Source organism: Aeromonas sp. ANP5 (assembly GCF_963870295.1).
Classification (GTDB): Bacteria; Pseudomonadota; Gammaproteobacteria; order Enterobacterales; family Aeromonadaceae; genus Aeromonas; species Aeromonas veronii.
Genome location: NZ_CAWMRY010000022.1, coordinates 44,728 through 70,334, shown reverse-complemented (window position 1 = coordinate 70,334; position 25,607 = coordinate 44,728). Strand labels below are relative to the sequence as shown.

The window sequence follows — 25,607 nt, the reverse complement described above, 5'->3', positions numbered from 1 at the left end:
TGATGACTAACGAACTACCACTCTCCCATTACTCACGCCAGTGGCTGGGACTGGTCGCGGCCAAGGCCAAGCTGCTACCGACTCGCCAGGGCGAGCGCTGGTTGCTACACCTAACGCCTGATAGCCCCCATGCCCGCACCGTGACGCTGCACCTGCGCTGGTCTGGCGTGCAGTGGCAACTGCTCTCCCTCACCAATGCCGAGGATTGGCGCACCATGAGCCAACCCGTGGATGAAATCTGTGTGGACCCCACGCGTCGCTGTTTCTGGCGCTGCCAAGCAGGACCGGTTTCGCCCACCGAGCAACCCCGTGTGTTGGCAAGTTTCCTGGCTGACCTGCAGCGTACCTGCACTCATCACGGTTATCGTGTGGAGAGTGACCCCTTACCCCAAGAGGAGGCACTCGATGCCCAAACAACCGATAGCCGTTGAGCTTGAAGCGATTAATCGAGAGGGCGAGACGCAGGTGGTGCGTGACAGTGGCCTACCCGTGCAGGGCTACAGCGTCTACCTACGAGCATTGGAGGTCAGTGGGTTGGCGCTGGCCACTTGGGTGGCAGACTACGACACCATAGGGCCAGCCTACCAGCTGGCGGAACGGCTAAGCATTGCGCTGGCTATCCCGCTCACCGTGCTGGTCCCCGAATCGCTGGAGCCAGGGAAGAGTGAGCCCACAGCCATGGCAGCCCCCATCACGACGGCCAACTGAACTATCCTCAAAGTGAACCAACAACACCTCTGCATTTAGCCCCGGTATGCCTAGCGCTGCCGGGGTCTTTCTTTTTCTGGAGACCACCATGCGTTACCACAAACTCAAAGCCGGGGAATGCCCCGGCACTTATGTCGTCACCGAACCGGTGACCGAGCAAGACCTGCTGCGTATTGCCAACCAAATTGCCCGCAAGCGCCTGGCCAAAGGCACCGCCATCACCAGCACCACCGAGGCCGCCGAGCGGCTGCAAACCCTGCTGCAGGACCGAGAGCATGAAGTGTTTGGCGCACTGTTCCTTGACTCCCAGCATCGCGTGTTGGCCTTTGAGGAACTGTTTCGCGGCACCATCGACAGTGCCAGCATCTACCCTCGGGAAGTGGTCAAGCGGGCCTTGATACTAAACTGTGGGGCCATCATCGCCGTCCACAATCACCCAAGCGGTGACCCTGAACCCAGCCACTCTGACAGGGTCTTTACACAGGCCCTCAAAGAGGCCTTGGCCCTGGTCGATGTCCGGTTGCTCGACCATCTGGTGGTCGGTGCTGAGGGTGTCGTCTCGCTGGCCGAAAGAGGTCAGCTATGAACCAGACCCCAGGTAAAACCCACCTCACCGCCCTCGATATTCTCCTCGAATTGCGCAGCTGGCTTGCTGACAACGTCGAGATGCAGGCCAAACCCGCCATCGTCGCTCACCTGCCGAGCGGCTACCCGCTCACCCAGGCCGATTGTATCGAAGCCATTGATGCACTGCTGCATCAGCTACGCCATTAGCCAAACCAAGCCAAGCCAAGAAGGGACAAACACAGTGCGATTACCTAACCCCTATTCCCTTGAGGAAACGCTGGACAAGCTGCGCCATGGCCTGGCAGCCGTCAGCAATGAGGAGGCGCTGGCATTACTGGAAAAAGCCGTCGCCAAGGCGCGTGATGACGAGGGTTATGCCAAGCGGCTTGAAGAGACCTTGGCAAGGATCCACCATCGAGACCCGTGAATGCCTCAGCTGCTTTGGCGACTACTTCGAACGCTCCCGAGACGCTCCGCCCTATTACCCGCACCACGATGCCGTCAACGGCATTGATTGTGCGCTCTACGCCATCCTGTTTGATGCTGCGCATCCCGACACACGCCAGGATCACCAATAACGAACCGTCGATCGCCCAATAACATGCATGCCGATCACGTTTCCACCCGATCACCCGGATCATCAAACCAGGATCATCAGGTCCCACACCATGATCCGGATATCCCGACACAACCCACAAGGCCACCTCACTGCAGGTGGCCTTTTGCATTTCAAGGAGTCACCCCATGTCTGCCTTCATGATCGATCGCAAGGACTATCTTGCCTTTGCCGTACAGTTACACCGTTTTTGCAATGCCTCGCTGCCACCGCACTACACCTTGGAGTTACTGCGCACCCTCTGGTGGAACTCGCCAATGGATGTCACCAGTACCTGGACGTGGCGGGTAGACCGGCTGGTACGGCTGATGATGCTCGCCAATCGGCGGGCGGTCTGGCATCGCTATCAGCTGGGGCGTCAGCAGGACCACAAAGAACCACGCCAGCACTGCTCGACCAAGCTGGGACAGATTAAACCTGCCCACCGTTACCACCAGGGACCGCTCACCGATAGCGAGCTGGTTGCCCTCTACAAATTCACCTGCTGCGCCCTGTACCAATCGAGCGAATGGAGCGGGAGCCCTGAGCAGGCTCCTCGGCTTGTGCAGGTACTACAGCAGTTTCAGCAAGCTTTAGCGCAAGACGTGCTGACCCGGCTGTCACTGTGGGACCAAGCCCCTTGGGGAGAGATGTGATGAATCTTTCCATCACCCTGACCATGACGAGTTCACCACCAGACGGTACAGCCCAGATGGCCCAACGCATCGCCGATGACATGGCACACCTGCATCACCGTCTGGGGGATGGAGTCAGCGATGAGCTGGGCATCAGCATCAGTTATCTGGCCGAACAATTTGTGCTGCTGGCAGCGGCTTACCGTTCACCTGCAGAAAGAGAGAAACACCCATGATCGAGTTCAACGATAGCTTCACTCAGGTCGCAGTCGCTCAGGCAATGAGCGCACATGGCGATTTGCATAGGCTCATTGCCTATCAACTCACCTTCCCGAAGTGGGCACACAACTATGACGAGACCGGCAAGCGCACTGGCCCCGACAAGATCAAGCCCGTGCCAACGATGCACAAGACCACGCTGTTCGTGAGTCCACTGGACATGGTGGACAACCTGCCCCGCGAGATTAACTTTGCGTGGTGGGAGCGTGAGTGCAACGACCTCGGCTATCCCGTTGGGGAGTGGCGACGCACCATTGTGGGGGCCTACTTCAACCACGGCAGTAATGAAAAGCCGGATTGGAGTAGTCACACCTGAGCCACGGCCACCAGCACAAACAAGATCCCATACAGCCCCTCACGCCGAGGGGCTGTTTGCATTTGAAGGAACCCCAACCATGCATGACCTACGTGATTACAAGACTCTGTCCGCCCGACAACTCACCACTGCTATCAGCCAGCTCAACCACAACACTGCACCGAAGATAATGACCCACCTGGCATTACGGGCCAGGCAGCCGCAACCGCTCGGTAATGGCCGCAGCAGAGCCAAGGCCTTCAAGCTGCTGCGTCGAGTCAAGAAAGCGCACAAGGCAGGGCGCATCCCGTTTGAGCTCACCGTGACGGGTTGCCGCATCGACCGGGGCTGCCATCAGACAGACCGCTACTACTACGACCGAACACTGCTGGCCCAGGGCTGGCAGCAATACGACACCGAAGAGGATGCTTGGTACTTTGGCATCTGGATTCACACGGAAAAGCTCGAGACCTTCACCTACGCCGAGGGGGATACCAGCCATGTGATTGCGCCAAACGTCGAGGCGTTTCGCGCTGAATTGGCGCGGCTCTACCAGTACCACCCGCAAGCCCCGGCGTTTATCAGTATCGACCCGGAAGCGGGCGTTGTAACCCGCCACTTTGAAGCCAAACCGGAGGTGTGACATGGCGAAGAACATCACCATCAAGGTGCCGGGCAAGCACCCGCAAACCGGCGAGCTCACCACCTTTGAGCTCAAAGGCCAACGCATGGATATCGACATCGGCGGCCAAGCTGTTCCCTTCCTCATTCACGGCAGGGGCGTCGGTACGTCGCTCACCCACATCCCGAGCGGCTATCGCATCGCGCTGCTCGGCGGCTGGCTGACCGCTCGTTACGCAATCCCTGAGAATAAGCCCAGCAGAACGGCCTGCGCCCAGATGGCCATAGACCGACTGGTAGCCCAGTACGGCTCGCTGCACCTGCTGGACCGTCTTAATTGCAAGCTGGTTATCAATCAGCTGTAACGCACAGCCCAGACAACAAGGAACGATGCAATGACCAACCCCCTCCCTGCAACACCTGACTCACTGGCAGGCCATTCGGTAATGCAGATGCTGGATGTCGCCATGAGTTCCATCATCGGCGATTACGATGACGCAGACCTGGTGCCGGAATGGCAATGGGTCAAGCAAATGGCCTCCCATGAACATGTCGGTGTGAAAGATGACTCCGCCTATGAGTACACCTTGAATCTGGCCATGGAGCTCGATGCCATCCCGCCAGCACTGCAACCCTTGCTCACTGCTGCCCAGCAGGCCGGTGTGAACTACATCCTGTTTTACAACGGCTAGCCACCACGACCATCTCATCACTCATCAACAAACAACATAAAGGGCCAGCCCTCACAGGCTGGCCCTTGGCACCATTGGAGTCACCGAACATGACCCGTCTTATCACTGGGCTCGAGGTGCATCGCTATGCCCCCGAGCTTAACACGTTGCATCTGCGCAACCGGCAAACGTTACCAGCCCCCGGCATCACCACCATCAGGGAAGCTAAAGCTCGCCTGTTTGGCCGCTGGCAGCCAGGACATCAGGTGACCATCACCGTGAGTCACCCTGACTACGTCAATCTCTCCCGACTCTACCGGGGGCGACGGGCCAGTCTGACCGACCTTCCGCAGCACCTGACCAGACTACGCCTGCGCCACAACGTGCCGGGCACCCGCATCAATATTGAACTGAGGTATCGCTAATCATGACCACAACCCATCCCACATGCTCTGCTACACAGCAACCAGAGGCCCCAGCTCTCACACCGCTCCCCAGCATCAGCTGGGGTCTGCCGCGTGATATCTCACCACGCTTTGGCGCTCGTCTGATACAGAATTACTACCGACTCGATTATCTATCCGATCGAGCCAGTCTGATCGGTGAGTGGAGTCAGATGCAGATAGACAAGCTCGACCACAGCTTCCCGGAGATAATCAAGGTACTGGAAGCTAAATTGCTGACCGGCAAACTGGATGCTCAGCGCCAGCAATGCATCACTACCCAGCACGGCAGTTTTATCTGCGAAGCAGATACCTTGGGTAGTCACGGTTATGTCTATATCTGCATTTACCCTGCGACGAGTATGGACGCCACTCCTGACCACAAAGTGTGACCACAAATCCGCTTGTGGGAAAATTTTGCGTCTACTCGTCCGTGATAAGTGAACAGGTGTGGGTGAAGGACCTAGGCGGTGTTCCTAAAGTGGTTGAAAAGCGATCTTACCGCTTGATTGAGCCACATTCTTCCCAAAACACAGCATTTATTCACCTCAAAATCACGTGAGCAGGGCTCTTTTGGAGCCCCCCCCCCATGATTTGAAATTGCTGCGCCTGAAATATGAACACTTTGAGAACACTGCCTAGAGTCATCACCTGACACCGGCCTCAAACCGGTGTCTCTTTACCAAAACCTGTACAAGAGAATGATATCCTTTTCAAGAAGCAATGCTTTTTTTGAACATGCAGGCCGCTGCAAAACCGGTTTGCTAAGAAGGGAGTGACAGAGTCACTTGGCACCCTGTGTTCGTGAGATGGAGAGGAAAACAGTGCAATAAAAGGCAAGGTGCTGGTCGTAGCATCATTATACGAGGAGGATACAGGCTCCAATGAAGACACAGATGTTCATTGGTCTAACAGATAATGGAGTCATCTACAATGATATCTAGCTTACTTGATGTGGGTCTAAATGTGGGTTCAAAACTAAAAAAGCACTTCCATAAAAATTAAAGTTCTTTTATTTTCAATGGCTTAGCAGTTATAGCTTAGTTCATGCCGTACAGAACAACATGATTTATCTCCCTTGGTGCCTTAGTCGCCAAAGGTGGGGGGATTCTAGTGGGTCAGTCTAGTGTTGTAACACTTTCCTTCATCAACACAGCTCTACCCGACTAAGAGAATATTGAGATAGTGTGGTACTCGCCGTTAGGAAGTACCTTCGGAAGTAAGGTTAGTTCCTACTGTGTGCCAAATGTGGTACCCCATGTGGTACCCAGGACGAAGATCTATAATTTATCAGGCATGATGAAATCATAAGTCACTGTTTTTAATGGTGCCGGTAATAGGAGTCGAACCTACGACCTTCGCATTACGAATGCGCTGCTCTACCAACTGAGCTATACCGGCTTGTTGCTCTCCACATTCATAAAAAATGACCGGCAAGTCAATTGAGCCAGCTCGATTTTATGAGTTGGCTCATGGTGTTAGAGCCCGATTTACAGATCGGCAAACTCGGGGATATGGGCCCGGCCGCGGCTTTCGAGAAATTCGAGCAGGGCGCGGGGGGAGCGTACCAGGATCCGCTCTTGCGGGAAGCCCGCTTCGGTCACCAGACGGTGGCAGTGGTCAAAATCGCCAAGAGTAAATGCCACGTGGGAATCGGAGCCGAAGGTGAGATAGGCCCCCAGATCTCGCGCAGCTTCAACGATGGCACGGCAGTTGCCTTCGCTCCCCGGGCGGGAATGAATGAAGGAGGAGTTGTTGATCTCCAGCGCCACCCGATAGTCCGCCGCCGCCTTGACCACCGCCTGAATGTCGATGGGAAATGCGGGGTTGCCCGGGTGGCTGATCATGTCGACCCGGCCGCTCTTGATGGCGTTGATCATCGCCTGGGTATGGGTGGCCTGATCACAGGGAGGGAATACCTGCTCATGAAAACCCGCCATGATCATGTCGAGGCGCGACTCATAGCGCTCGGGAAAATCGATCTCCCCCTCCAGGTTTTTGATGTTGGCCTCGATACCCCGCAGGATCCCCACCCCATCCACCACTCTTGGCAATATCGGCAAGTTGGCAAAATGCCAGACATGAGGGGCATCGGCCATCTCGGGGCCATGATCCGTGGTGGCGAACAGCTTGATTCCCTTGGCCCTGGCTATCGGCAGATAGTCGTGGATGGTGCTGTAGGCATGGGTGCTGGCAATGGTGTGAGTGTGGGTATCGACCGGGTACTTCATCTTCTCTCCCCTCATATTTTGAAAGGGCAGCATAGCAAAGAGCGGCAGCTTGGGCCACGCCAGTGCTTGCCACACTTTGTCACAAAATACCGCGAAGCTGACATAGTCTGAGGGGCTCTGGCTGGCATACTGCCCCCGTCGATACATGCCTGAACTCGCATCGACAGTTTGCCGTCAGGATGACGCGAACTCACTTTCCCCACCGTCGCGCCCTGCGGCGGTTTTTTTTGCCTGCAAACAGGTAACAAACGCGCAAAAAAAAAGCCCAACTAGCATGGAGCAGGTTGGGCGAGACTTAATGTTTAATTGCAGTGGCATAGATATAGAGTCCTGCTTTTTGACTAAGTTCCGCCCACTTTGCTTTTTTCATCGAAAAACATTCCGCTAACACTCATTCACATTCTCTTGACACTTCACGTTATGAAACGTACTTTTTAAACATTCGTTTAAGTGAGGTGTCCAGTGAGTAAAATCGATACCAAAAACCGTATTCTCGACGCCGCTGAAGTGCTGTTTGCCGAGCGGGGATTCGCCGATACCTCTTTGCGTCTGATCACCAGTGAGGCCGATGTCAATCTGGCATCGGTGAACTATCACTTCGGCTCCAAGAAGGAGCTGATCCAGGCGGTGCTCGACCGTTACCTGAGCCTGTTTATGCCGGATCTGGATGCGCGCCTGCGGGTGCTGATGGAGCAGGAGCAGCTGACCCTGCTGCAACTGTTTGAAAGTTTTGTCGAGCCGCTGATGAAGCTATCGGCGGTACGGGCCAACGGCCCGGCCATCTTCATGCAGCTGCTTGGGCGCGGCTATATCGACAGCCAGGGCCACCTGCGCCGCTTTATCACCGCCCACTATGGCCCCATTTTGCAGCGGATCACCCAGGCCATCTCCAAGGCCAATCCTGCCCTGTCGCCGGCAGATCTCTTCTGGCGCCTGCACTTCACCCTGGGCACCGTCGTATTCACCATGGCCTCTGCCGATGCGCTGCGCGACATCGCCCTGGCCGACTTTGGCCAGCAGCTCGATGTGGAAGGGCTGGTGCGCAACGTTATTCCTTATCTGGCGTCCGGAGTCGGGGCGCCCGTGGAGTCGACCAGGCTCTCCCTGGCCGTGTAACAACCAACAATAAATCAACGGAAACAGTGAAATAGAAGGAACTTCGGTATGATCACATTGCTTGTCCTGCTGGTGCTGGCGATAGCCGTTGTGCTCGGCGTACCCTCCATCCGTAAAAAGGTGGTAACCCGTCCGGTGTTCGGCATCTTCAAAAAGATACTGCCGCCCTTGTCAGCTACCGAGCGGGAGGCCATGGAAGCCGGCTCCGTCTGGTGGGATGGCGAGTTGTTTCGCGGCAACCCCGACTGGAAAAAACTGCACGGCTACGGCAAGGCCGAGCTGACCGCAGAGGAGCAGGCCTTTATCGACAACCAGGTCGAAACCCTGCTCGCCATGGTTGACGACTTCAAGATCGTCAACGAAACCAAAGACCTGCCGGAGCCGGTGTGGGACTATCTGAAGAAGGAAGGCTTCTTCTCCCTGATCATCCCGAAATCCTATGGCGGCCGCGAATTCTCGGCGATTGCCAACTCCACCATCGTCACCCGTATCGCGACCAAGAGCCTGAGCGTGGCGGTCACCGTCATGGTGCCGAACTCTCTCGGCCCGGGTGAGCTGCTGATGCACTACGGCACCCAGGCCCAGAAAGATTTCTGGCTACCGGGGCTGGCCAACGGCAAAGAGGTGCCCTGCTTCGCCCTGACCGGGCCGGAGGCGGGCTCCGATGCAGGCGCTATTCCTGACAAGGGGATCGTCTGCAAAGGGATGCACAAGGGTGAAGAGGTGCTGGGTATTCGCCTCAACTGGAACAAGCGCTACATCACCCTGGCGCCCCGCGCTACCGTGCTGGGGCTGGCGTTCAAACTCTATGACCCGGAAAAACTGCTGGGTGACAAGGAAGAGCTCGGCATCACCTGCGCCCTAATCCCCACCAGCCACCCCGGCGTGCGCGTCGGCGATCGCCACTACCCTATGGGTCTGGCGTTCATGAACGGCCCGACCTTCGGCAAGGATGTGTTCATTCCGCTCGACTGGATCATCGGCGGCCCGGATTACGCCGGTCGCGGCTGGCGCATGCTGGTGGAGTGCCTCTCCGCCGGTCGCGGCATCTCGCTGCCTGCGCTGGGCACCGCTTGCGGTCACATGGCGAGCCGTACCGTAGGCGCCTACTCCTATGTACGCAAGCAGTTCGGCATGTCCATCGGCAAGTTTGAAGGGGTGCAAGAGGCGCTGGCCCGCATCGGTGGCCTCACCTATCAGCTCGAAGGGGCCCGTCGCATGACCGCAGGTTCGCTGGACTTGGGTCAGGCGCCGGCCATCGTCACCGCGATTTCCAAGTACCACATGACCGAGATGGCGCGCCAGATCATGGATGACTCCATGGACATTCACGCCGGTCGCGCCATCCAGCTGGGCCCGAAAAACTACACCGGCTACGCCTACATGGGTATTCCAGTCGCCATCACGGTGGAGGGGGCCAACATCCTGACCCGCAACCTGATGATCTTCGGGCAGGGTGCCACCCGCTGCCACCCGTACGTGTTTGCCGAGCTGGAAGCGGCGGCTGATACCGACGTGGAGCGCGGTCTCGAGAAGTTTGACGCCCTGCTGATGAAACACATCGCCTTTGGTGCCGGCAACTTCTTCGGTTCCCTGTTCCAGGGGCTGACCCTGGGCCAGTTCAACAGTGCGCCGGTGGCAGGTGAAACCGCCCGCTACTACAAACAGCTGTCCCGCATGAGTAAAGGGCTGGCCCTGTGCGCCGACGTCTCCATGCTGATGCTGGGTGGCGATCTCAAGCGCAAGGAGATGATCTCCGCCCGTCTGGGTGACGTGCTAAGCCACCTCTATCTGGCCTCTGCCACCCTCAAGCATTACGAGGATCAAGGCCGTATGGTCTCCGATCTGCCGTTCGTGCAGTACGCGGTGGAGCGCAACCTCTACCTGATTGGCAAGGCGTTCGAGGGCTTCTTCCAGAACTTCCCGAACAAGGTGGTGGGTGCCGTACTCAAGCGCGTGGTGTTCCCGTTCGGCGTCGGTTACAAGATGCCGGCAGACGATCGCTGCCACGCCATCTGTCTGGCCATGATGAAGCCGGGCGAATTCCGCGACCGTCTGACCGCTCTCTGCTATGTAGGCAAGGACGAGGCGGATCCGGTCGGCCTGATGGAGCGTGCCTTCCAGGCCATGGTCGCAGTGCAGCCCTACGAGAAGAAGCTGGTGCAGGCCCAGAAAGAGGGCAAACTGCCCCGCAAACTGGCGCTGCCGGAGCTGGTTGCCGCCGCACTGGCCGGTTCCATCCTGAGCAAGGACGAAGCGGACAAACTGCTGGCCGCCGATGCCCTGCGCTACGAAGCGATTCAGGTAGACAACTTCGCCCCGGGCGAGCTGGAAGGCTTCTCCCAGCAAGCAAACAAGCAGCCAAACAAGGTCGAGCACGCCGCCTGATCCCCTGGCAAACCAGTACCAAACCGGCCCTCGTGGCCGGTTTTTTGTTTGTTAACCATGCATTTACAAGCCGGGAGAATTCCAGTTAAATGCTTGAGTCCCTGTTGCAGTGACTTTGGAAGCAAGGCCAGCGGAATGGCCGATAACAACAACTCAGGAAGAGTGAATGAACCTCGCCAAAACGGCGATCGAACGCCCCATCTGGGTGGCGGTCTCGATCGTGCTGATTTTCCTGCTGGGCCTGCTCAGCATCCGGGGACTGCCGATCCAGCTGTTCCCCGACATCGACCGTCCACACCTCAACATCTCGGTGAGCTGGCGTTCAGCCTCGCCCCAGGAGATGGAGTCGGAGATCACCGACCCCATCGAACAGGAGATGCAGGGGATTCAGGGGCTCAAGAGCCTCACCAGCGAGAGTTATCCCGGCTTTACCGAAATCGACATGGAGTTTGCCCTCGGCACCGACATGCAGCGGGCCCAACTCGATGTGATTTCGCGACTGAACCGGGTCTCGGGATTGCCGGACAAGATCGGCGGCCCCTACGTCAACAACTACAGCAGCAACGATACCCTCACCTTCTTCTTCATCCAGCAACTGCCCGGCGCCAAAGGGGTGATCGATGATCATCAGGCGTTGATCGAGGCGCGGGTCAAACCCGAGCTGGAACGCATCGAAGGGGTCTCGACGGTCGCGATCGAGGGGATCAACGAGCGCCAAATCCAGATCCGCTTCGACCCCTATCGCGCCGCCGAGCTGGGGGTGGAGATCCCGGTGCTGGCCAGCCGGGCCACCACCGGCTGGGACGTGTCGGCCGGTACCCTCGACATCGGGCGCTGGGAGTACAAGCTGCGCTTCGCCGGTCGCTACGATGTCGAGACGCTGGGGGACAAGGTGGTGGACTGGCGCGATGGCCTGCCCATCTATCTGCGGGATGTAGCAGAAGTAAGGGTAGCCAGGGAAGAGAACCCGGTGCTGCGGATCCAGAACGGCAATACCGCCATCGCCGCCCAGATCTTCAAGGAGAGCGGCGCCAATGCCCTGGCATCCCTTGAGGCGATCAAGGCCCGGGTGAACGAGCTCAACCGCGAGGTGCTGGAGCCGGTCGGGCTGCACATGGAGCAGTCGTTCGATGCCTCCCTCTATATCAATCGCGCCGTCAGCATGGTCACTGCCAACCTGGGGCTCGGGGTGCTGCTCTCCTGTGCCATCCTCTGGCTCTTCCTGCGCCAGCTCAAGGCGACCCTGATGATTGCCCTCGCCATCCCCATCAGCATCATGCTCACCTTCTGTCTGCTCAAGGTGATGGATCGCACCCTCAACATCATCTCGCTGGCGGGCATCGCCTTTGCCGTCGGCATGGTGCTCGATGCCGCCATCGTGGTGCTGGAAAGCATCTACCGGCGCCACGAGCGGGGAGATTTGAGCAAGGCGGAGGCGGCGCTCGAAGGTACCCGTCAAGTGTGGACGGCGCTGGTCGCCTCCACCCTCACCACGGTCGCCATCTTCCTGCCGGTGCTGCTGCTCAACGATGTGGAGGGTCAGCTGTTTGCAGATCTGGCGCTCACCATCGCCTGCGCCGTGACGGTCTCCATGCTGGTCGCCGTCATCGTGCTGCCTGCGGTGGCGGCGCGCTGGATGGGACATGAAACACTGACCGATCCCTATGAGTCGCTGTGGCAGCACACTACCCGTCACGTGATCCGCTGGACCTCGACCTCACGCCAGCGCTGGACGGTCATCACCCTGATGATGAGCCTGCCGGCCCTGGCCACTTGGGCGCTGCTGCCGAAGATGGACTATCTGCCGGACGTGAAACGGGACGCGGTGGATGTCTGGATGAACTTCACCCCTGGGGTCAACCTCAAGGCCCAGCGCGAAGAGGTGATCGATACCCTGATCGCCCGCCTTGCCCCCTACATGAAGGGGGAGAAAGAGCCTGTCCTCAAGAACTACTACATCTTGCGCTACCCGGGGGGCGCCCAGATTGGCGTGCGCCCCAAGGACGAGACCCGCATCAAGGAGCTGGAGAGCCTGTTGATGAAACAGCTGCTGGTGGGTATTCCCGACACCCGGGTGTTCGGCGGTCAGGGGTCGCTGTTTGGCGGCTTTGACAGCGAAAACGGCGTCTCCCTGCTGCTGCAGGGGGGTAACCTGCCCGAGCTCTATCAGGCGGCCCGAGCCAGCATGGGGATCCTCAGCAAGGACCTGCCGGGAGCACAAATCCGGCCCGAGCCGAGCCTCGACTTCACCGCCCCCGAGCTCAAACTGGTGCCGCAAGATCGGCGCCTCGCCGAAGTGGGTTGGGATCGCACGCCCCTGCCCGCCATCATCCAGACCTTTGGCGACGGCTTGCGGGTTGGCGAGTATTTCGATGGCGAGGATCGGCTCGACATCATGCTGATTGGGCAGAGCTCCGCCAATCCGGACGAACTGAAGGCAGTGCCGCTGGCCACCCCCTCCGGACGCATCGTTCCCCTTGGCGAACTGCTGCGGGTAGAGCACGACATGGGCCCGGCCAGCATCTTCCGGGCCGATGGGCGGCGCAGTATCAGCCTGCAGATAGCCCCTCCGGCGGGCATGACCATGGAGCAGGTGATCGACACCCTGAAAAACCGCAGTTTTGCCGCCATCCGCCCCCTGCTGCCCGCCGGTGGCGAGCTGCGCATTGCCGGCAACGCCGACAGCCTGCAACAGGCGCTCGACAATCTGGGGACCATCTTCCTGTTCGCCGTGGTGATCCTGCTGGTGCTGCTGTGGGGGGTGTTTGCCTCCCTCAAGGATGCCCTGCTGGTGCTGCTCACCCTGCCCCTTGCCTCGGTTGGCGGCGTGCTGGCGCTGCAACTGAGCGGGCTGCTGGTGCCGCTGCCGATGGATCTGCTCACCATCATCGGCTTTGTCATCCTGCTGGGACTGGTGGTCAACAACGCCATCCTGCTGGTGCATCAGACCCGCACCGCCGAGCGGGACGGCATGAGCCGTCAGCTGGCAGTGGCCGATGCCCTGCAAAGCCGGATGCGCCCCATCGCCATGACCAGCCTCACCAGCATCTTCGGCATGCTGCCGCTGATGCTGAGCCCGAGTGAGGGGAGCGAAATTTACCGCGGGCTCGCCACCGTCATTGTCGGCGGCATGAGCTGCAGCACCCTGTTTACCCTGATCCTGTTGCCTGCCTTCCTGCGTCTCGGGGAGCAGGTGGCGATCCCACAACCCCTGCGCCAGCGGGCCTGAGCAAGGAGCTCATCGATGACACATATGATTACCCGAATGTTGGCTGGCGCTGCGCTGATTGCAGGCAGTGCGCTACCGGTATTGGCCGATCAGGGCAAGATGGTGACCCTGGCGGATGTGACCCAAGGGGATGCGGCCGCCAATATCTGGGTCAGCGGCACGGTGGCGAGTCGCCAGCAAGCTGCGCTAAGCGCCGAAGTGAGCGGCCGGGTGGAGTGGATCGCCGAATTTGGCAGCCGGGTCAAAAAAGGGGATGAGCTGCTGCGCCTAGACAGCGCGGCATTGCGCCTCTCGCTGGAGCAGGCTCGCGCCGAGCAGGCGAAATGGCAGAGCAACCTGCGCTTCGCCCGCGCCGAATCCCAGCGGGTCACCCGACTGCACCAGCAAAAGAGCGCCTCCCAGAGTCAGTACGACAAGGCCAGCTACGATGTGGAGCAGGCCGCGCTGGCCGAGCGACTGGCCGCCATACAGGTGAACCAGATTGAAGAACAGCTGCGCCGCAGCCACATCTATGCTCCGTTCGATGGGGTGGTGAACAACCACTTCATCCAGCCCGGCGAGCATGTGGACGCGGGCGAGCAGGCGCTGGAGCTGGTCAACCCGGATCAGCCGGATATCCGCCTGCAGGCCCCCATCCTCTGGGCCCAGCAGCTGGCACCGCAAACCCGGCTGCGGGTGGAGGGGGAGCAGCTGAGCGGTCACGGCGTCTATTACCAGCGAGCCGCCAGCGCCGATCCCAAGTCGCGCCTCATCGAGCTGCGCCTCAAACCGGAAGCGGGCAACTTCATCATCGGCTCGCCGGTACGGGTTGCCCTGCCACTGGGGGATCAGCAGAGCATGCTGCTGCCCCGGGACGCCCTGGTGCTCGGCACCGATGGCAGCGTGGTCTATCAGGTGGCGCGAAGCGGCAAGGCGCTCAAGGTGAATCGGGTGCCGGTCACCGTGCTGTTTGGCGACAGCCAGCAGGTGGCGGTGAGCGGCGCCCTCAAGCAGGGGGATCGGGTGGTGGTGCGTGGCGCGGGCAGCCTGCAGGATGGCGACACCATAGCGCTGTTCAAGGGCTAACCACGCCCGACGCAAGCTGGCCAATCTTTGCCCGCTTGACCCGGGACATACAGCCAAACGGGCCACAGTTTGCTATCTTGGCGGCCATCACTCGCGTTTAGAGCAATCAACACCCATGAGCATTATTTTGGGCATCGATCCGGGTTCGCGGATCACCGGATACGGGGTTATCCGGGTCGTGGGCGGCAAGGCCGAATACTTGGGCTCTGGCTGCATCCGCACCGATTGCGGCGAGCTGCCGGAGCGCCTCAAGCAGGTCTATGACGGGGTATGCGAGATCATTACCCAGTTCAAGCCCACCGAGTTTGCCATCGAGCGGGTCTTTATGGCCCGCAACGCCGACTCGGCCCTGAAACTGGGGCAGGCCCGGGGCAGCGCCATCGTCGCCGCGGTCAACGCCTATCTGCCGGTGAGCGAATACTCCGCTACCCAGATCAAGCAGGCAGTGGTCGGCACCGGCGGCGCCGCCAAGGAGCAGGTGCAGCATATGGTGACCCATCTGCTGAAACTCTCCGCCACCCCGCAGGCGGATGCAGCAGATGCCCTCGGCGTCGCGCTCTGCCACCTGCACACCCGCCAGAGCCTGATCAAAATGGCCGGCCGCGCCAGCAGCTCGGTACGTGGCCGCTATCGCTGAGCCCTTATGTCGCCCACGACTAATCTCGGTATCGCTAAATAAAAAAACCGCCCCGGCTAGTCGGGGCGGTTTTTTTGTGGGCAGGTAACAATCGGCGGGACTTGTCAGATAAATGTTCTCTCACGTAGCCGACCATATATTCAGCCGCCTTATTCAACCGCGGCATTCATCCCTGAGAGTCGGGCCTGCTGTTCACCACGCTTTTCCAGCGCCGAACTCATAGCGAGGGAGAGCGCCTCCAGCTGGCCGTCGAGGCTGGCGTCGATGATCCCCACCTCGGTCTCGAGAATGCAGCCTCCCTGATCGAGGCGGGCATCGGCGGAGATCTCGAGATAGCCAATTTCGGGGAAATCCTTGTGTACCCTGGCGATCTGGTCGCGCACCGCCTGCACCTGCTCGGGGTGAACCCGTATCGTCACCTGCTTCTGGTTGCTCACCAGCGAGAGCGCCTCTCGTACCACCTTGAGGGTGAGCGCTACCTGATCGTAATCGTGCAGGATCTTGCGTACCGCCTGCAGCACCACCTCGCTCATCTGCTGCTCCACGGTGCGATAGTACCCCTGGCACTGTAACTGGGTCTGGTGGATCAGCACCGCCTGTTCGCGCCGGGCCTCGTCCATCCCGGCTTGCCAGCCAAGGCTCTTCTGCTCTTCATAGACGGCGCGGGCCTCGGCCACGATATCGGCCGCCTGGGCACGAGCGGCCTCTACCAACTCCTGTGCGCTCAGGTAGGAGAGGTAATCCTGGCTACGCAAAATACGCTGGCTTGGCGCCAGTTGCAGATGGTTACTCTTTATTTCAACAAATGGCAGCATTGGGGAGTTACCTGTTTGGCAATCTTGAGACAAAGCGCCCGGGCCAGTGGCAGCTGGTCAGCCGCCAAAGGCCATGATGGCCCGGGTGGCGCTGGGGGAAGTCGCAGGGCGAGACGACGGGCCCAGTCGGGGTAGCCTTCCCCGGCCGCCGCCAACCAGAACTGCAAACCAGCCTCTTCCAGCACCCCCTCATCGAGCTGAGCGGGCAGAGGCTGCTGCCAGCCAGCGGGCCAAGGTCCAATCAACAAGTCGAGCTGGGAGAGTACGGCTCTGTGCCCCTCCTCCCCCAGCAAGGCGATGATCTGGCGCAGCATCGGTGCCAGCAGACAGCGACGGATCGACTCACCGTGCAGCACGGCCCCCAGACGGCGCAACAACAGCACCAACTCACTTTGGGGAAAGAGCGCCAATCCCCCCAGTGGCGCGGGCATCTCATAGCCAATTCCCAATGCCAGCGCCTCGAGCAGGGCGCCGTTACTGGCTGGCTGCGTCCGCCACTCGGGAAAAAGTTTCGGCACCTGCGCCCAGGATGAGGGCAGGTGCGCCTCATGGAGGTAACTGGCCGGGCAAAAGCGCAGCTGATAGGGGGTCAAACCGACCGTCATCCGCGACTCCGGCTCCGGTGCCACATGTATTGCGCCAGGTTGCTGGTCACCACCAACGCCAGCAACAGGGCAATCAAGCCGCCCAACCGCCACTTTGAACCTTCGCTCACTTCAATGGAGAAGAGCGAGGTATTGCGCGGCATCAGCGGGCTCTGGCGCACATCCGCCGAGGGCACCAGCACCACGCTGATCCGGTCGTAGGCGAGCCCCTCGATACTATTGTTGACCAGCTGTTTGATCTGCGGAATGTAAGTATCGAGCTGGATATCCGCCGCATGTTTGATAAAGACCGAGGCCGATGCGGGAGAGGGTTTCTTGCTGATCCCCTCATTGCCCTCCGGCAGCACCACATGGACACGAGCCACCAGCACGCCGTCTATTTCCGACAGAGTATTGGAGATCTCCTGCGCCTTGGCATAGGTGAGGCGAGCCCGCTCCTCGGTGGGCGAGGAGATGAGGCCATCCTTGGGAAACACATCCTGCAGAGTGGAGAAGCTCTCTTTTGGATAGCCCTTGCGTTTGAGGGTCTCGATGGCCTGCGCCACGTCGGACTCCTCCACCAGCAGCTTGATGCGGCCATCCTTGTCCGGCTGCTTGTCCGAGGCGATCCCCTCGGTTTGCAGCAACGCCAGCATCTCGTTGCCCTCTTTCTGAGTGACCCCGGTATAGAGCTCCACTTTGCAGCCACTGAGCAGCAACGAGGCGCCAAGCACCCCCATCAGCATCGATCTCTTCACACTACCTCACTGGGTCTTCAACAGGGTTTCTACGTTCTGGCTCATCTTGCCCACTGTCTTGGCAATCAGCTCCTCCTGCATGGTGATCCGCATCAGCGACCACTGCATCTGCATCAGGCTGTTGGGATCATCCCCCGGGGTCGCCAGCTCGGCTTGCAGGCTCTGTTTGGCCTCGACAAACTGCTGCTTCAACTCCCCCAGCTCCCCGAGCAGGGAGCTCCCCATCCCCTGGGATGTGCTCCCCATCGCCTGTTCAAAACTGGCGACATGGGGCGAGGAGAGATCCACCGCTTTCAACTCATCCAGGCTGGTGACCACCGCCTGGGCAGACTGTGTAATTTCCATCACGCCTCCAGATCAAGTTTGTGCGAATTGCGCATCAGATTGTCTACCATGCCGTTGAGCGGGATCAGGGTCATCAGCTCGCGCCGGGCCAGTGCATCGAGAAATTGATGCCCCGCAGGCACAGCGCCCTGCCCGTCTCTGAGCTCGCTCAACAAGTTCAGCAACACCTTCTCCCGCCGCGACGCCAGGGGATCAAACTCCCGCAGGGTGGCTCGCAACTCCGGCAGATCGATGGCATCCACCACCGGCGACTGGCGCTCGCCAAAACGCGCGATCAGCTTGTCGGTGACCGGGGCAAACAGCTGCTTGCCAATATCCGGCGCCAGTTTGTCGCCCTGTTGGTAGATCTGCCAGAGCAGTTCACGCTTGGCGGCTGGTGTTACACCAGCAAGCAACCCCTCAAGGGGGGCCCCCTGTTGCCAGCGTTCGAACAGATCCGGCTCGGGGGTCTTGGCCAGCAGTCGTTCGAACTGGCGTTGAGCCATGGATTCAGGCGGGAGGGGCTGATGCAGCGGCTGCACTCCCCCCAGCTGATCGCTACCTTCAATCTTCATGACGCCATCTGCTCGCGCAGGCCTGCAGCAAACTGTTGCAAGGCGGGCTGGCCGCTCTGTTCCAGCCGCAGCAGCCGTGCGGCCAGCGCATCCTGCTGGCCAAGCCGCCACTCGCACAGGGCCAGCCAGGGCTCGATATCCGGTGTGCAGTGCTCGCCACCAAGCTGCAAAGCGGCCTGGTAATCCCCCCGGTTCATCAGGGAGGAGAGGCGAATGAGCGTTACACACTCGGTCATCTCCGGCGCACCAGCCAGCCAGTCGGCAATAATAGCCGCCTCCTGGTGACAATGGTGGCCGGTACCAGCCAGCGCAAGTTCGGCCAGTTGTCGCTTTAGTTCAGGGTTCATCATCAAATCTTCTGCAAAATACCCTGCATCAGGTCTTTCATGGCCCGAGTCACGGTGGAGTTGATGTTGTAGATCACCGACCATTTGTTGATCTTGTGCTGCAGCTCGGCCAACAGCGCCGGGTTATCCGGATTGGTTTTCATCGCCTCAATGGCCTTGTTGACCTCGGTATTGGCGTCATTGGCCTGCCCGGAGAGGTTCGATGCCACCTGATCGAGGGTGTTAGTAGTACCGTCCGCATACTTAAAGTAATCAGCCATGGTTGTGCTCCTTTAACTTGCCAATGATCGTGAGCCCCGCCTCGATGGCGTCGGCCTGTTGTTGCCACTCCCGATACTGTTGCGGGGTTCCACCACGCAGCAGTTGCCGTTTCACTTCACCCTGCGCCTGAACAAGCTGCTCATGCAGCTCACGGGCAAAGGCGGGATCAGCGCCGGACAGTCGCGCTTCCAAACTGGTCATCATGCCGCTCGGCTCCTTTTAATTTGACGATGTATTGCTGCTTGCCCTTGCTCACCACCACCGCATCGGGGCGAATAGCCAGCACCCGCACCCCGCTGGAGGTTGCGCCCCCGACCGGATAGCGCTGGTTGTCCGCCAGTACCACATAAGGCACCCGGCCAAACGAGACGCTGCGCACGTCGAACTCCAGCTCATCCTGACGCGGCGTTCTGGTCTGATTGATCAGCTCCAGCGTCGGGTGTGTACCGAACTCCCGGCGAAACTGCTGATTGACCTGCTGAAACTGGCCAAGTTGGCGCTCATCCAGCTGGCCGGAGAGTTCGAGTCGCCCACCCGCCTCACGCACCCGTAATGCACCAGCCAGCCCCTGCTCCTGCAGCAAGGCATCGAGGCGCTTGCGATAAGCCCCGGCAATCTGTACCTGATTCTCAACCCCCAGCAGGCCGGGTACCTCCTGCTTGAGCAGAGATTCAATGGTGCTCCATTTGCCATCCTGCCCCTGAATTTCACCGCTGAGCTTGAGCCAGCCAGGCTCCTTGCCATTGCGGATCTGCAGCTGTTCATAACCCAGCTTCTGCAAGATAAAGCCGGCCCCCTGCCGCAGATCTTCCATGGTGCGCAGCTCCAGCCGGTAGTTGAAACCCTTGCTATCGAGATACTGCTGCAAGGCAAGACGCGCGCTGTTCTCATCGACGTAACCCGAGAGTTGCCACAGCTCCGGATCACTGCTGTTCAGCACCACCTGACGGTAGTTTGGTGCGGCCAGAAAGCGCTTCAATGCCTGCTCACTACGAGCGGATTCGTTCTCGTCGGCGCCATGCCACCAGCCCGTTCCGAGCAGCAAGACCACGGCGACCACCAGACTCAGGCAGAGGACCCCCATCCAGACATCGGCGCCCGCTGCCCGCCGCCGCGGCGCACGAGAAGGAGCAACCACCGCCGCCAGTACCTCCAGCTGTTCGGGTAGCGAACGACTGTTGTCACAGAAGCTCCAGAGCAGCGGGCCTGCCTCCAGGCGCGTCCCCGCCCTGAGCGTCTCTCCCGCGGTCAGGGCGACACCGTCCTGAGTCGGGGTAATACCGTCCGCCCAGGCTTGCAGAGTGATCCCTTCCCCATTCACCAGCAGTACCAGATGCTCGGGGGCCATCCCCTCATCCACCAGCACCAGATCAGCCTTGAGGGGATCGGAACCGATGACCAGACGCCCCTCCGGCAGAGGAACTTCTACCCCGCGGTTGAGCCCGCGATATACGCGGCACTTCCAGCTCATCGGGTCGCGCCCTCATTGCCCGCCTGCACACACCAGCTGGCGGCCGGTGTACATTTTTGATCCTTGTTCATTTCGACCAGACGCCACCCCAGCTCATTGCCCATCCGGCACTGAGTGAGGGACGAGCTCTTGCCCCCCTGACGCAGCAGTTGCTGCACATCACGGGCTGCAGCCAGCGGCTGGCATTGCGCGCCCCCCAGCACCTTGCCAAGGGAGAGACTCAGATTGGAGATCTCATCAGCCCCGAGCACCCCAGCTCGCAAATCCTGACCATTGCCGAGGGCCAGATAGTGGGCAATACCGTCATCAATCAGACGAGGCTCAATGATAAATAGCCGCACCGAACGACGAGTCTGGGTGTCCTTGCTACGGAACAGCGCCCCCAGATAGGGGATGTCACCAAGGAAGGGCACCTTGCTCAGGTTCTCGCTCATCTCGTCGCGGTAGATACCGCCTATCAGCAGACTCTGGCCATGGCCGACCCGGGCGATGGTATCGACCACGGTGCGACTGATGGTGGGAATGCCATCGGCCCCCGCACTGTTGGGTTTCTGGTTGCCATCCTCGATGTGGAGGCTCAGGCTGATCTCGGGTCTGTCACCCATCTGGATCACCCGGGGCGTCATCCGCAACATGGTGCCGTAAGTGATCCCCTGCAGCTCGGCCACCCGCTCGCCGCTGATCTTCACGTAATAGGTTTCGCTGTGGTCGATCACCGCCTGGGTGTTTTCCTGGGTCAGCAAGGTCGGGCGGGAGACCACCTGGGCATTGCCTTCATTTTCCAGCAAGTTGACCCGGGCCAGCAGATAGTCGAGTCCCTTGGAGTCCACCAAACTGCCGAGCGCGGCGCCCCCTTCAATTCCTTTGCGATCGCCGGTGGTCTTGATAATCACCTGCTGGTTGGAACCGGTGCGGATCCCCACTCGCCAATCCACCCCCAGCTGGGAGAGATCCTCGGCATTGATGTCAATAATGGAGAGCGCCACCTCAATGCGGGCCGCCGGTTTGTCGAGCGCGGCGATCAGCTTGCCGTACATCGCCATCCGCTCCGGGGCATCGCGCACGATCACTGCATTGAGGGAAGGATCGGCCTGCACGATGGCCTGACCGGAGGTGGCCGTCGCTGCCTTGCTACCCTCGCCGTTAACCATCTGCACGCCAGCATCGCTCAGCAGCTTGGCCAGAATGGTCGCCACACCGGGCGCCGCCACATCGGTATCGCGGTACTGGATGGAGCGATCGGTCGCCGAGGCATACTTGAGGGGGAAGATCTCGATGGCCAGCGGCCCGGTCTTCTCGCTGCGCAGCTGGGACTGTTGCTCCAATGCCAGCGCGGTCTGCTCGATCAGCTCAAGGTAACGGGGCGGGCCGGAGACATAGACCAGCCGGTTATCCGCATCGGGGCGCCAGCCAAAGCGGGGCTCCCAGATCCCGGCTCGTTGCAGCGCCTGCTTGAGTTCTGCTGCGCCAGTCTGCTCCAGATTGATGAGACGGGACTGCACTTCGCTGTTCTTGAAGACGTAGAGCACATTGCCGTCGTAGTACCAGACCAGGTTATAGAGGGAGGAGAGCTGCTGCAAAAAGGCGAGCGGCTCGTCATGCTCAAACTGACCGTTGACCTGATCGTTGACCTTGTCGCTGACCACCACCGAGACCTCGTAGTTGGCACCGAAGTTGACCAGCACGTCGCGCAGACTCTCCCCTTCTGCCACATAGCTGTAAGGCATGGGCACCCAGTCCAGCTCCTGTGCCATGGCGGGACGCTGCCACGCCATCACGGCGAGGCAGATCCACAACAGGGGACGCAGCAGGGGTTGCACACTCAAGGGTGCCATATCATCTGTCTCCATTGGGGGGCCAAGGCGGCCTCGGTCAATTGGGGTTCCAACCGCTCCAGCAGGGCGATGTGCTGGCTCAGGCGCTCCGCCAGCAGCGCCTCATCGAGCCACTCCAGTGCGAGCCGCGCCTCCAGCTGCAAATTGCCAAGATCGTCCAGCACCAGGGCATGGGGGGCATGACGGCCCCAGGCCACCACCTGTTGCAACAGACGCTTTAGCAGCGCCGGATCATGGGCCTCAGCATCATTCCTCTGGCTGCTTGCAAGCGGGGTACTCAGCAGCAATTCACCGTTTCTGGGGGTCAGAAAGAGGGGATAACCATCGATCCGCAGATGGTACTTTCCCTGTGCGTCGGCAATAAAAGGCCCTTGGCCAAGGTTTGCGGCCAATCGATTCAGTAGCGTTTGCATAGTTCCTCGGGCTATCTAGGGCGCAAGAGGCTGCCAGTAGAAGTGATCCTGAACCAGGGCTATGCCCCGGCCGGCCAGCCACTCATGCAGGGTTAGGGCTGCCTCGTCCTGATGGGGCAGAGCCTGCAGGGCATGCCAGAATGTGCCGAGCTCAAGCGGTACCGGCATCAGGTGAACCGGGTCCCCCTCCTTGCTCGTTTGCGCATACCAGGCAGGCCAGGCCAGCTGGAGACGTGTCTCACAATCAGTCTGCAGCCGGGTGAGCTCCTGCTCGCGCAGGTTCAACTGCTCAAGCTGATCGGTGATCCGGCTCTCCAGATCCGCCGGTACATCGACCACGGTCTGCCAGAACACAGCCTGGGCATTGAGCTGGCGGCGCATCACCTGCAACTGCTCCAGTTCGTTAAGCCAGGCGCCGTAAAGTGGTTCAAGACGCTGAACCCACCAGCGGTGCAAGGGATAGAGCACCCAGTGCCACAGCAAGGGACGATCCGCCAGATTGATGCGGTCCCCCAGCTGCTGCATCCAGTCACAACGCTCGCTGCCTGCCAGACGCAAGATCTGTTGCAGCTCCTCACGCGAGACGGCCAGCGCGGCATCGAGACGGCGCTGAAACCAGATGGAGCCCAACAGGCTCTCCAGTCGGGTTCTTGGCAACAGTCGTTGCAACAGGGCCATCTGCTGCGAGGTGATCACGCCGGCATCCTGATAACGGAGCACGGACAGCTGGCCGACCAGACGATCCCGACTCAGGGTATCTGGCTGGACAACGGTAACCCGACGACCTGCAAACAGGCCCTGGTTAGGTGAATGGTGATCTTGCTGACTCATGCTATGCCTTGCTCATCTTGCTGCGGGCAATAATGGAATGATGTTTCGATATGCTGGCTATTCTATCCATTGCCTCGCTCCGCGGCTTATAAAAAACGTCAGATTATTTTAGTCCGGCGTTAATCTGTGCCGTGTCGGGCACGGCTTGGCGTACAGCCAAAACGACGACGATAACTCTGGGTAAAATAGGATTGGCTGGAGAAACCGGCCTCCATCGCAATATCGACGATGCTCATTTCACTATTGAGTAATAACTGATGAGCGAAAAGGATCCGCCTTTCACTGATCCAGGCGCGTGGAGAAACACCATATATCGAGCCAAACAGCTCCTTGAAAGTGGTCAATCCCATACCGAACTCTTTGGCGAATTCGCTGAGCTTCCACTCCATCAGATAGTGCTTTTCCATAAACTGTTGCAACCGCTCGACCTGGCGATTGCTCAGCTGGCGCAAAATAGACATCAGTTGAGGCCCCTGTTCGCCAAAAGCGAGCAGAAACAGCAACTCTTCGGTGCGTAATTGGGCCAGTGCGGGGGGATGTTCATGTTCGGTCAACCCGCGCAGCCCCTGAATACATTGGGTCAGCAAGGGGGATGAGTGAAACGGCAGCAGCGTGGGGGCCATCCCCTCCAGCCGGGGGACTTCACTCAACAGTGAACCGAAACGTTGCAAGAAGCCTTGCAAAAAGGAGTTTGACAGAGGTAGCCAAAGCAGGCAGCAGGGGCCGTCACCGGTACAGACCGCGTAGTTGCCACGGCGCACGAACAGAAGTTCGTTGGGGGATAATTCATAGGTATCGGTACAGTCCTGCCACTTCATCGATCCTTCCAGGAGAATATAAATTCCCTCTTGCGGATGTTCGATAACGTTAAAAGCAGACATGCACCACTGGAGCAGGGCCATATCGCCCTTCTCTGTGGTAGTAATGCCCTTCATGTTTTATTTTCCTGAATCTGCGTGTAGTACCAGTAACACCTCCGGAAGCGGGTCGCTCTCGGGTGCTTTATTATTGCTGTTATTTTTATTTATTATTTTGTAATCAAGCCATTCGCTGGTGAATTCAAAAATTAATCACCATTGAAATGAGGGGGGATCCTACAACAGTCACAAGCAGAAAAACCAGCCTAAAATTAGAGCTAACACACTATTTATCCAGTGCAACGACTCATACTTAATGGTGTGCTTACAGCAAAAGATACTTCGTTACAAAAAGAAACCTTCAATCTTAACTGATAAATTAATAAATGATTGATTTGAGGCTTTTTATTTAAACACAATCATTACTGACATTGTGGATAACAAGCTTTTGGCTGCAATTGAATAACCATTTTTTTGTCATTAAAAATCTTAAAAACTTTCTGCTGACTCATAGCCTGTACCGCGGAGCCATCTATAAATCGCAAGCGGGCCCGCAGATAGATCTCCCCTTCCGCCAGTTGCAGAGGGGTCAAACGCAGATCAAACAGCAATGGCAGCATGGTCACCTCATAACGGGTGGCTGCCACTTGCAACGGACGCCCCCCGATCACACTGAGCACCGCCACCTCCACTGTCGCCGGACGTGGCAAGGCTTGCGGGAAGTGCACCTCGCCCTTGAGTTGCTGTTGCGATGGCTTCAGCTCCGGGGTGGTGACACAACCGGCCAGCATGGCCGACAACATCAGTGCCAGCAGACCTCTCATAACACCCGGATCCGCCGCTCACTCAGCGGTGTGTGCTCACCCTGCTGCAGTCGCTGCAGCGCCAGCTCCTGGACCTGATTAAGGGTAATGGAGCGTCGCAGCAGTGCCGACAGGGGAACCTGGCTCGTATTGGCTGACCGGGCACTCACGGTTCTGCCTGCAAATGCCCCTACCTTGCCCGCCTCTGCCCCATGCAGGGCCAGCGCACCTTGTGATTCCTGAATCTTCATGG

General features: G+C 59.2%; 34 protein-coding genes and 1 tRNA gene. 18 read left to right on the top strand and 17 right to left on the bottom strand.

Annotated features, from left to right (window positions below; translation table 11 throughout):
* The first annotated feature begins 2 nt into the window (after nt 1-2).
* From AACT07_RS13675 to AACT07_RS13615, 13 genes are all read left to right on the top strand, one after another.
* Entirely contained in the window at nt 3-431 is a 429-nt protein-coding gene (locus AACT07_RS13675; RefSeq protein ID WP_069528303.1) for a hypothetical protein, read from the top strand.
* Nucleotides 406-708, top strand: a complete 303-nt coding sequence (locus AACT07_RS13670) for a hypothetical protein (protein WP_069528300.1) — start codon at nt 406-408, stop codon at nt 706-708. The genes AACT07_RS13675 and AACT07_RS13670 overlap by 26 nt, the downstream gene beginning before the upstream one ends.
* 88 nt (nt 709-796) lie before the next feature.
* On the top strand, nt 797-1,294 hold the full coding sequence (gene radC / locus AACT07_RS13665) for a RadC family protein (RefSeq protein WP_069528298.1): 498 nt from the start codon (nt 797-799) through the stop codon (nt 1,292-1,294).
* Nucleotides 1,291-1,482, top strand: a complete 192-nt coding sequence (locus AACT07_RS13660) for a hypothetical protein (RefSeq protein WP_069528296.1) — start codon at nt 1,291-1,293, stop codon at nt 1,480-1,482. The genes radC and AACT07_RS13660 overlap by 4 nt, the downstream gene beginning before the upstream one ends.
* A 34-nt stretch (nt 1,483-1,516) precedes the next feature.
* The gene (locus tag AACT07_RS13655; protein WP_253182264.1) at nt 1,517-1,702 is read left to right on the top strand and encodes a hypothetical protein; all 186 of its coding nucleotides are present in this window, start codon (nt 1,517-1,519) and stop codon (nt 1,700-1,702) included.
* 317 nt (nt 1,703-2,019) lie between these two features.
* Complete coding sequence (locus AACT07_RS13650) at nt 2,020-2,526, top strand: hypothetical protein (protein ID WP_069528294.1); 507 nt, start codon at nt 2,020-2,022, stop codon at nt 2,524-2,526.
* Complete coding sequence (locus tag AACT07_RS13645) at nt 2,526-2,741, top strand: hypothetical protein (RefSeq protein WP_069528292.1); 216 nt, start codon at nt 2,526-2,528, stop codon at nt 2,739-2,741. Before AACT07_RS13650 ends, AACT07_RS13645 begins: the two co-directional genes overlap by 1 nt.
* Entirely contained in the window at nt 2,738-3,100 is a 363-nt protein-coding gene (locus tag AACT07_RS13640) for a hypothetical protein (RefSeq protein WP_069528290.1), read from the top strand. The genes AACT07_RS13645 and AACT07_RS13640 overlap by 4 nt, the downstream gene beginning before the upstream one ends.
* 79 nt (nt 3,101-3,179) lie before the next feature.
* A complete protein-coding gene (locus tag AACT07_RS13635) occupies nt 3,180-3,722 on the top strand; it encodes a hypothetical protein (protein WP_069528288.1) in 543 nt (180 codons plus the stop codon).
* 1 nt (nt 3,723) lies between these two features.
* Complete coding sequence (locus AACT07_RS13630; protein WP_069528286.1) at nt 3,724-4,065, top strand: hypothetical protein; 342 nt, start codon at nt 3,724-3,726, stop codon at nt 4,063-4,065.
* Between the two features lie 30 nt (nt 4,066-4,095).
* The gene (locus AACT07_RS13625; protein WP_029303523.1) at nt 4,096-4,392 is read left to right on the top strand and encodes a hypothetical protein; all 297 of its coding nucleotides are present in this window, start codon (nt 4,096-4,098) and stop codon (nt 4,390-4,392) included.
* A gap of 89 nt (nt 4,393-4,481) precedes the next feature.
* A complete protein-coding gene (locus AACT07_RS13620) occupies nt 4,482-4,796 on the top strand; it encodes a hypothetical protein (protein ID WP_069528284.1) in 315 nt (104 codons plus the stop codon).
* 2 nt (nt 4,797-4,798) lie between these two features.
* Nucleotides 4,799-5,206: a type IV toxin-antitoxin system YeeU family antitoxin gene (locus AACT07_RS13615; protein WP_083249978.1), complete on the top strand. Its 408-nt coding sequence runs from the start codon at nt 4,799-4,801 to the stop codon at nt 5,204-5,206.
* Nucleotides 5,207-6,139: 933 nt separating this feature from the next.
* Here the strand turns inward: AACT07_RS13615 and AACT07_RS13610 are convergent.
* Both AACT07_RS13610 and AACT07_RS13605 read right to left on the bottom strand, forming a co-directional pair.
* A tRNA-Thr gene (locus AACT07_RS13610) sits at nt 6,140-6,215 on the bottom strand.
* Nucleotides 6,216-6,304: 89 nt separating this feature from the next.
* On the bottom strand, nt 6,305-7,045 hold the full coding sequence (locus AACT07_RS13605; protein WP_069528321.1) for a phosphatase: 741 nt from the start codon (nt 7,043-7,045) through the stop codon (nt 6,305-6,307).
* A 462-nt stretch (nt 7,046-7,507) separates the two neighbouring features.
* Between AACT07_RS13605 and AACT07_RS13600 the strand changes: the two genes are divergently transcribed.
* The 5 genes from AACT07_RS13600 (at nt 7,508) to ruvC (ending at nt 15,480) form a co-directional block, all read left to right on the top strand.
* Nucleotides 7,508-8,161, top strand: coding sequence for a TetR/AcrR family transcriptional regulator (locus AACT07_RS13600; protein ID WP_005334507.1), 654 nt, complete (start codon nt 7,508-7,510; stop codon nt 8,159-8,161).
* A gap of 48 nt (nt 8,162-8,209) precedes the next feature.
* On the top strand, nt 8,210-10,549 hold the full coding sequence (locus AACT07_RS13595) for an acyl-CoA dehydrogenase (RefSeq protein WP_069528282.1): 2,340 nt from the start codon (nt 8,210-8,212) through the stop codon (nt 10,547-10,549).
* A gap of 166 nt (nt 10,550-10,715) precedes the next feature.
* Nucleotides 10,716-13,778 carry an efflux RND transporter permease subunit gene (locus AACT07_RS13590; RefSeq protein WP_069528280.1) on the top strand — a complete coding sequence of 1,021 codons (3,063 nt, stop codon included), beginning with the start codon at nt 10,716-10,718 and terminating at the stop codon, nt 13,776-13,778.
* A 15-nt stretch (nt 13,779-13,793) separates the two neighbouring features.
* Complete coding sequence (locus tag AACT07_RS13585) at nt 13,794-14,843, top strand: efflux RND transporter periplasmic adaptor subunit (RefSeq protein ID WP_069528278.1); 1,050 nt, start codon at nt 13,794-13,796, stop codon at nt 14,841-14,843.
* 115 nt (nt 14,844-14,958) lie between these two features.
* Nucleotides 14,959-15,480 (top strand): crossover junction endodeoxyribonuclease RuvC, encoded by a 522-nt coding sequence (ruvC, locus tag AACT07_RS13580; RefSeq protein ID WP_005334512.1) that lies wholly within the window; start codon nt 14,959-14,961, stop codon nt 15,478-15,480.
* A gap of 149 nt (nt 15,481-15,629) precedes the next feature.
* Here ruvC and ascL read toward each other — a convergent pair whose 3' ends face one another.
* From ascL to AACT07_RS13505, 15 genes are all read right to left on the bottom strand, one after another.
* On the bottom strand, nt 15,630-16,295 hold the full coding sequence (ascL, locus tag AACT07_RS13575; protein WP_069528276.1) for a SctL family type III secretion system stator protein AscL: 666 nt from the start codon (nt 16,293-16,295) through the stop codon (nt 15,630-15,632).
* Nucleotides 16,274-16,900 carry a SctK family type III secretion system sorting platform protein gene (locus AACT07_RS13570; protein ID WP_069528274.1) on the bottom strand — a complete coding sequence of 209 codons (627 nt, stop codon included), beginning with the start codon at nt 16,898-16,900 and terminating at the stop codon, nt 16,274-16,276. The genes ascL and AACT07_RS13570 overlap by 22 nt, the downstream gene beginning before the upstream one ends.
* Nucleotides 16,897-17,637: a SctJ family type III secretion inner membrane ring lipoprotein AscJ gene (gene ascJ, locus AACT07_RS13565; RefSeq protein ID WP_179831119.1), complete on the bottom strand. Its 741-nt coding sequence runs from the start codon at nt 17,635-17,637 to the stop codon at nt 16,897-16,899. The genes AACT07_RS13570 and ascJ overlap by 4 nt, the downstream gene beginning before the upstream one ends.
* A 6-nt stretch (nt 17,638-17,643) precedes the next feature.
* The gene (gene ascI, locus AACT07_RS13560; RefSeq protein WP_005334527.1) at nt 17,644-17,982 is read right to left on the bottom strand and encodes a SctI family type III secretion system inner rod subunit AscI; all 339 of its coding nucleotides are present in this window, start codon (nt 17,980-17,982) and stop codon (nt 17,644-17,646) included.
* Complete coding sequence (locus AACT07_RS13555; RefSeq protein ID WP_069528271.1) at nt 17,982-18,536, bottom strand: YopR family T3SS polymerization control protein; 555 nt, start codon at nt 18,534-18,536, stop codon at nt 17,982-17,984. The genes ascI and AACT07_RS13555 overlap by 1 nt, the downstream gene beginning before the upstream one ends.
* A complete protein-coding gene (locus AACT07_RS13550; protein WP_069528270.1) occupies nt 18,533-18,886 on the bottom strand; it encodes a YscG family type III secretion system chaperone in 354 nt (117 codons plus the stop codon). Before AACT07_RS13550 ends, AACT07_RS13555 begins: the two co-directional genes overlap by 4 nt.
* Nucleotides 18,886-19,143 carry a type III secretion system needle filament protein AscF gene (gene ascF / locus AACT07_RS13545; RefSeq protein ID WP_040065226.1) on the bottom strand — a complete coding sequence of 86 codons (258 nt, stop codon included), beginning with the start codon at nt 19,141-19,143 and terminating at the stop codon, nt 18,886-18,888. Before ascF ends, AACT07_RS13550 begins: the two co-directional genes overlap by 1 nt.
* Nucleotides 19,136-19,348 carry an EscE/YscE/SsaE family type III secretion system needle protein co-chaperone gene (locus AACT07_RS13540; protein ID WP_040065228.1) on the bottom strand — a complete coding sequence of 71 codons (213 nt, stop codon included), beginning with the start codon at nt 19,346-19,348 and terminating at the stop codon, nt 19,136-19,138. The genes ascF and AACT07_RS13540 overlap by 8 nt, the downstream gene beginning before the upstream one ends.
* Nucleotides 19,311-20,615 (bottom strand): SctD family type III secretion system inner membrane ring subunit AscD, encoded by a 1,305-nt coding sequence (gene ascD, locus AACT07_RS13535; protein ID WP_040065230.1) that lies wholly within the window; start codon nt 20,613-20,615, stop codon nt 19,311-19,313. Before ascD ends, AACT07_RS13540 begins: the two co-directional genes overlap by 38 nt.
* The gene (ascC, locus tag AACT07_RS13530; protein ID WP_171902780.1) at nt 20,612-22,465 is read right to left on the bottom strand and encodes a SctC family type III secretion system outer membrane ring subunit AscC; all 1,854 of its coding nucleotides are present in this window, start codon (nt 22,463-22,465) and stop codon (nt 20,612-20,614) included. Before ascC ends, ascD begins: the two co-directional genes overlap by 4 nt.
* On the bottom strand, nt 22,438-22,863 hold the full coding sequence (ascB, locus tag AACT07_RS13525; protein WP_017411838.1) for a YscB family type III secretion system chaperone AscB: 426 nt from the start codon (nt 22,861-22,863) through the stop codon (nt 22,438-22,440). The genes ascC and ascB overlap by 28 nt, the downstream gene beginning before the upstream one ends.
* Nucleotides 22,864-22,878: 15 nt before the next feature.
* Complete coding sequence (gene exsD, locus AACT07_RS13520) at nt 22,879-23,694, bottom strand: type III secretion system negative regulator ExsD (protein ID WP_069528267.1); 816 nt, start codon at nt 23,692-23,694, stop codon at nt 22,879-22,881.
* Between the two features lie 119 nt (nt 23,695-23,813).
* Nucleotides 23,814-24,629 carry a helix-turn-helix transcriptional regulator gene (locus AACT07_RS13515; protein ID WP_021229949.1) on the bottom strand — a complete coding sequence of 272 codons (816 nt, stop codon included), beginning with the start codon at nt 24,627-24,629 and terminating at the stop codon, nt 23,814-23,816.
* Between the two features lie 344 nt (nt 24,630-24,973).
* Entirely contained in the window at nt 24,974-25,375 is a 402-nt protein-coding gene (locus AACT07_RS13510) for a YscW family type III secretion system pilotin (protein WP_069528265.1), read from the bottom strand.
* On the bottom strand, nt 25,372-25,605 hold the full coding sequence (locus AACT07_RS13505; protein ID WP_069528263.1) for a T3SS regulon translocated regulator ExsE family protein: 234 nt from the start codon (nt 25,603-25,605) through the stop codon (nt 25,372-25,374). The genes AACT07_RS13510 and AACT07_RS13505 overlap by 4 nt, the downstream gene beginning before the upstream one ends.
* Nucleotides 25,606-25,607: the final 2 nt, after the last annotated feature.